Genomic DNA, 6,004 nt, shown 5'->3' with positions numbered 1-6,004 from the left:
CGCAGAAGGAGATCGAGGACCGCCTCGCCGAGCTGCCCGGCTGGGCCCTCGACGGCGACAAGCTGACCCGGACGTACCGGCTCGGCTCGCACTTCGCGGCGGCCGGTCTCGTCGTCCACATCGCGCGGACGCAGGACGAGCTGGACCATCACTCGGACCTGACCCTCGGCTACCGGACCGTGGCGCTCTCCGTGACGACCCACAGCGCGGGCGGCGCGCTCACCGCCTACGACTTCGCACTCGCGCGCAGGGTCGAGGAGTTGGCCCCGGCACACGGCGCGGAGTGAGCGTCGCCATGCTGGACTACAGCAAGGAAGCCGACCGCTATGACGCCTCCCGCGGCGGCGAGCCCCGCGCTGCCGCCGCCGCGACCGCCGTCCTCGGCCTCCTGCCTCCCGACGCCCGTACGCTCCTCGACGTCGCCTGCGGCACCGGCCTTGTCACCCGCCGCCTCGCCGCCCGTGAGGGGCTGCGGGTGACGGGAGTGGACGCGGCACACCGCATGGTCCGGATGGCGGCGGACCGCCACCCTGGCGCCATAGTCCTCGGCGACAGCCGCCAACTGCCTTTCCCTGACGAATCGTTCGACGCCGTGAGCACGATATGGCTGCTGCACCTGCTCTCCGGCCCCGAGGAGACGTCATCCGTCATCGCCGAGTGCGCGCGGGTGCTGCGGCCCGGCGGCGTCTACGTCACCACCGTCGACAAGGCCTCCTCGCACGACGTGGGCAGCGACATCGACACGGTGCTCGCCCCGCGCCCGGTGCGGCCCGCGGTCGACCGCGCCGAGGCCGTCGAGGCGTACGCGGCCGAACACGGCCTCGCTCCGGCGGGCCGGGCCCGGTTCACCGGCCACGGCCAGGGCCGCTCGCCGCGCTCCACGGTCGACGACCTGCACCGGGGCTGGTTCACCCGGATCCCGCCCGACAGTCCGCTGGCCGCGCGCCTCGCGGCCGGGCTCGCGGCGCTCCCGGACCAGGACGTGCCGCGCCCCGATCCGAGGTTCAGCCTGCGCGCGTTCCGGAAGAGGCATTGACACTCCTCTCTCCGCCTTTTGCCGTACCAGCAACATGAGTGGTCGGAAACCGCGAAGGGGTAGCAGGCTGGTCCCTGTCCACGACAAGGGCAGGAACAGGAAGGCGGCACAGCGATGGGGCAGCACCAGGCACACGGGCAGGGACACGGCCACGCGGACGGAAAGGGGGACCACGGTCACGGTCCCGTCCACGCCCACGCCCACGGCCACGGCCACGGTCATGGTCACGACGGCGAGGACCTGGACTGGGCCGCCATGGGAACCATGCTGGAGCGCTACGCGGAGATCGCCGCGCCCATGTACGGCGAGGTGGCCGCCTGGCTGCGCAACTGGGTGCCTGAGCCCGGCGTCGTCGTCGACGTCGGCAGCGGCCCCGGCGCCGTCTCCTTCCTCCTCGCCGAGGCATTCCCCAAGGCGCGGATCGTCGCGGCGGACCCCGAGGAACCCCTCCTGGAGCGGGCCCGCGACCGCGCCGCCCGCGAGGGCCTGACCGACCGCTTCGAGACGGTGCGCGCGGCGCTGCCGGACGCCATCGACGACGTACCGACCGCCGACCTCCTGTGGCTGTGCAGGTCCCTGCACCACGTCGGTGACCAGAGCGCCGCGCTCGGCGCCCTCACCGACCGCCTCGCACCCGGCGGTGCGATCGCCCTCCTGGAGGGCGGCCTGGGCGCCCGCTACCTGCCGCGCGACATCGGCTTCGGCCGCCCCGGGCTGCTCTCCCGCCTCGAAGCCTCCGACGAGGAGTGGTTCACCGGGATGCGGGACAGCCTGCCGGGCTCCAAGGCCGCACCGGAGGACTGGCCGGGCCTCCTCACCGGCGCGGGCCTGCGCCACGTGGGCACGCGCAGCTTCCTCCTCGACCTGCCGGCTCCGCTCTCCGACACGGCCCGCGCCCACGTGATCGAGGAGTTCACGCGCCGCCGCGAAATGCACGAGGACCGCATCGCCCCCGACGACCTCACCACGTTCGACCGCCTCCTGGACAAGGAAGACCCCCAGAGCCTGCACCACCGCCCCGACCTGTTCGTGCTGTCGGCGCAGACGGTGCACGTGGCGGTCAAGGAGGCGGCGGGGGAGTAGGGGTCAGCACGCATCTGCCGAACACCGGTTACCGGCCCGCCCGTTGACGCTACCTTTCAGGCATCGATAGCGCTGGGCTGGGCCGGAGAGCCGAGGAGGGGAGCGGTGCGTGAGTGAGTTGATCCGGTGGGAGTCCGATCAGGGGCCCGTGGTGGTCGAGGTGGATTCCAGGGATCCGGGGTTCCGGTCGGTGTCGCGGCGGGGCGAGGCCGGGGAGGTCCATGAGGTCGAGGGGCGGTTCGAGGCGGCGCTCGGGCATGTGCGGGGGGCCGCGCTCTCCGCGCTGCGGACCTTCCGGGAGCGGGCGCTCGACCCCGACGCGATCGAGCTGGAGTTCGGCGTCAAGCTCACCGTCGCCGCCGGGGCCGTCATCGCCAAGACGGCGACCGAGGGGCATCTGACGGTCCGGCTCAGGTGGTCGCGCGACGACGCCGCGTCGCAGGGCGCGCAGGAGGCGGCGGCAGTCCCGCCGGCGGGGCGGCAGGACGCGGGGCACGGTGTGCGGCAAGACGTCGAGTCCGATGCGCAGGGGCCCGTACGGCAGGATCCGCAAGGCGGATAATGGCGGGCATGCACTGGCGTGCCCGGATCGGCACGGTCGACGGCGTTCCCCGGGGCGCGGGCGTCCTCGTCGACCGTGCGCGGCTCATCACCTGCGCCCACGTCGTCGACGGGCTGGCGGAGGTCTTCGTGACGCTGCCCGGCATCGCCGAGGCGCTGCCCGCGGCCGTGGCGTGGACCGGCGGCTGGCGGCGCGAGGGCGACCGCGGTGACCTGGCCGTCGTCGAACTCGGCGAGCCGCTGGCCGTGGCGCCGTGCGCGTTCGCCCCCCTCGACCTGCTGCGCCCCCGTGAAGGGAAGAGGGCGAGCCCGGCCGAACTGCGCGCCCTCGGCTTCCCGTTCGGGCACGAGAAGGACGGCACACACGTCACCCTGCGCACCAGCGCCGACCGGCTGCTCGGTCAGGAGTGGCTGGAGATCGACGTCGAGCAGGCCCATTTGCGGCGCCTCGGCGAAGGGTTCAGCGGCGCCGCGGTCTACGACCCGGGCACGCACCTCGTCGTCGGGATCGTCACCGACGCCGTGCTCGGCGGCGACCAGGAGGGCTACATCGGGCGGATGCTGCCGCTGGACACCATCCGCGGCCACTGGGAGGGCCTGGACGACTTCCTGCCCCTCGACTGGCTGCCGGACGCGCCGCGCCGCGAGCTGCGGGCCCTTTTCGACGGTGTACGCCTCGATCCCGGCACCCTGGAACTGACCGTCCGCCGCGCCTTCCCCACCTTCCGGCGGCCTCTGCCCGCCTTCCGCTCCCCCTGGCATGCCATCCGGTACGTGGGCGAGGAACTGACCGGTGAGGAACGGCTGTTGAAGATGCTGCCCGAGCTGGGCGCGGCCGCACGCGTGCCCGTCGGCCCGTGGTTACGGCGCTGGATGCCCGACCGGTACGACGGCGAGGCGCACGCGGCGTTCCCCTCGCGCCGCCCGTCCCCGCCCACTGGCTCCGTCGTCTTCCGCGCCCAGTCGATGACTCGCGCGGGCGGCATCGACCTCTCCGTCTCCACGGTCGTCGACGGGGTGCCCGTCGGCAGGGCCGGGCCCGTCAGGATCCGCCGCCAGCAATTGCGGGCGAAGACGGAGGCGTTGCTCGCCGAGCAGATCGGCGGTGTCCACGGCTTCGACTGGATGCTGGAGTTCGTGGTACCGGAACGGCTGATGAGCGAGCCCTTCGAGGAGTGGCAGATTCGCGAACCGGGCGCCGCGCGCCCCAGGCCCATGCGTACGGTGCCCGTGGTCGTCCGCCACCTGGACCGCATGGAACCCCTGCTCGCCTCCTACCTGGCCGGGCGGCGCTGGGCGACCGTCCGGGCCCGCGGTCGGACCCGCCCCGAACGCGTGGAGTGCGGACTACCCTACGGATACGAGGAGTTCCACGACTGGCTCGACGCCGACGAACAGCTCTGCGCCCTCGCGTACGCCGCGACCCCGGCCCCCGAGTGGCTTTCGGCGGCGCTCGACACCGGCGTACCCATCATGCTGTGGCGGCGGCGCGACTGCGGGCAGGCGAACCACGCGCACTGCGCGCCCGATACGTTCCTGGACCGGATCACGGCCGCGGTCGCCGAGCTGGATCCCGCCCGGCTGCCCTTCGCGGTGATGCGGCTGCGCAAGGAGGCCCGTTCGCCCAACAAGGGGGACGCCGAGCACTGCGGGCACCGGCTGACCCTGTTCTGGGACGGCGCCGAGAACAAACCGGATCCCCCGCTGTCGGCAGTGCACGAGGCGGGCGCGAGCGAGGGTGGCGCCACCAGTGGCGGCGGTGCCAGTGGCAGGACGGGCATGGGGCCCACGGAGAGCGCGGGGAGTGGCTGAGATGACCGACGAGATGACCGAGAAGAAGACCACCTGGCAGATCTACTCGGGAAGCCGCGTCCCGCACGACGGCATCGACCGGCTCCCCGAACCACCCCCTTGGCGCACCTTCAAGGGCGGCCCGCCCCTGCGCATCCCGCCCGGCGACTGCGGCAACCCGCACGCGGCCGTCAGCTACCGCCCCGGCGAGGACGCCGTGCGCCAGGTCAACGCCGCGCTCTATCTGCGCAGGCCGCTCCTGGTCACCGGCGCCCCCGGCACCGGCAAGTCGTCCCTCGCGTACGCGGTGGCGCACGAACTGGGCCTCGGCAAGGTTCTGCACTGGCCGATCACCAGCCGCGTCACGGTGCGCGACGGCCTGTACGAGTACGACCCCCTGACCCGCCTGTACGCCGCCGAACGGGCCCGCGACAAGAGCCGTCGCGGCCCCGCCGAGCCCACCACGGGCGACGACGACATCGGCGAGTACCTGCGCCTCGGCCCGCTCGGCACCGCGCTGCTGCCCTACGACCGCCCTCGCGTCCTGCTCGTCGACGAGATCGACAAGAGCGACATCGATCTGCCCAACGACCTCCTCACCATCTTCGAGAAGGGGTCGTACGAACTCGTCGAGCTGGCCCGCCGCGCGGCACCCACCGCCAGGGTGATGACGGCCGACAGGACCACCGAACGCGTCGAGATCCGCGACGGCACGGTCACCTGCCGCGCCTTTCCGCTGGTGGTGATGACGAGCAACGGTGAACGCGAATTCCCGCCCGCGTTCCTGAGGCGCTGTGTGACCGTGCACCTGAAGCAGCCCGAGAGCCGCGCGGAGCTGACCGCGATCGTCCGCGAACACCTCGGCACGGTGCTCGGCGAGCAGGACGGCACGCTCCCCGAGGGCGCCCGGAAAGTGATCGAGCGCTTCTTCGAGCGCCGCAGCACCGGGCTGCTCGCCAACGACCAGCTCCTGAACGCCGTCTACATGTGTCATCACGCGTCCTTCAGTGAAGAACCCGCGAGCGTGGCGGAGTTGGCGGATCAGGTGATGCCGTTCCTGAGCAGTGAGGTGACGCGCACCGATGACGATTGACCGGCTGCGGGACGCCTTGCAGGCGCTGGGGCCGCCGGTCACCCCCCTCGAACTGGCGGAGATGCTGTGGCTGGCGGAGCGGCTGCCGCCTGGCGAGGACGCCGGGGGAGAGGGCGGTCCCCTCCGAGGCGGCCCGCTCGGCTTCGACGGGTTCGGTGGCATCGGCGGGGCGGGTGACGTTCACCGAGCGGGCGCCCACGCGAACGCCCCGGAGGCCGACATCCCGCCGGGCGGCTCAGCCCCCGAACCGGACGTAGAAGGGAGCGGCGGCGGGCCCGGACGCGTGGACGGCGAGGCGGACGGAACCCCGCACCGCGCCGCCCTGCACGTCCCCCGCGGCGCCCCGCACCCGGGCGGTGACGCCGACGAAGTCCTCGTCCCCGCCCCCCAGGCCCTCTGCCACGAACTCGCCATCCAGCGCGCCCTGCGCCCGCTCAAGC

6 protein-coding genes and 1 pseudogene are annotated in these 6,004 nt (G+C 73.2%); all 7 read left to right on the top strand.

Translation table 11 applies throughout. From position 1 onward, the window contains the following. Window positions 1–287 (top strand): 4a-hydroxytetrahydrobiopterin dehydratase (locus GKQ77_RS25805; protein ID WP_219691336.1); only part of this gene is annotated, 287 nt, incomplete at its 5' end. An 8-nt stretch (window positions 288–295) separates the two neighbouring features. Then, window positions 296–1,036 (top strand): class I SAM-dependent methyltransferase, encoded by a 741-nt coding sequence (locus tag GKQ77_RS25800; protein ID WP_219691335.1) that lies wholly within the window; start codon window positions 296–298, stop codon window positions 1,034–1,036. 114 nt (window positions 1,037–1,150) lie between these two features. Continuing rightward, window positions 1,151–2,119 carry a class I SAM-dependent methyltransferase gene (locus GKQ77_RS25795; protein ID WP_219691334.1) on the top strand — a complete coding sequence of 323 codons (969 nt, stop codon included), beginning with the start codon at window positions 1,151–1,153 and terminating at the stop codon, window positions 2,117–2,119. Between the two features lie 109 nt (window positions 2,120–2,228). After that, the gene (locus GKQ77_RS25790; RefSeq protein WP_219691333.1) at window positions 2,229–2,681 is read left to right on the top strand and encodes a CU044_2847 family protein; all 453 of its coding nucleotides are present in this window, start codon (window positions 2,229–2,231) and stop codon (window positions 2,679–2,681) included. Window positions 2,682–2,689: 8 nt separating this feature from the next. Further along, entirely contained in the window at window positions 2,690–4,492 is a 1,803-nt protein-coding gene (locus GKQ77_RS25785) for a VMAP-C domain-containing protein (RefSeq protein WP_219691332.1), read from the top strand. A 1-nt stretch (window position 4,493) separates the two neighbouring features. Next, window positions 4,494–5,564: an AAA family ATPase gene (locus GKQ77_RS25780; RefSeq protein WP_258021964.1), complete on the top strand. Its 1,071-nt coding sequence runs from the start codon at window positions 4,494–4,496 to the stop codon at window positions 5,562–5,564. Then, window positions 5,554–6,004: pseudogene (locus GKQ77_RS25775) on the top strand (hypothetical protein); the annotation flags it as partial. The gene GKQ77_RS25780 and the pseudogene GKQ77_RS25775, both read left to right, overlap by 11 nt.

Source organism: Streptomyces anatolicus (assembly GCF_019400875.1).
GTDB classification, from domain to species: domain Bacteria; phylum Actinomycetota; class Actinomycetes; order Streptomycetales; family Streptomycetaceae; genus Streptomyces; species Streptomyces anatolicus.
The sequence above is the reverse complement of the archived record's forward strand: the minus strand, read 5'-3'. Positions and strand labels throughout refer to the sequence as shown.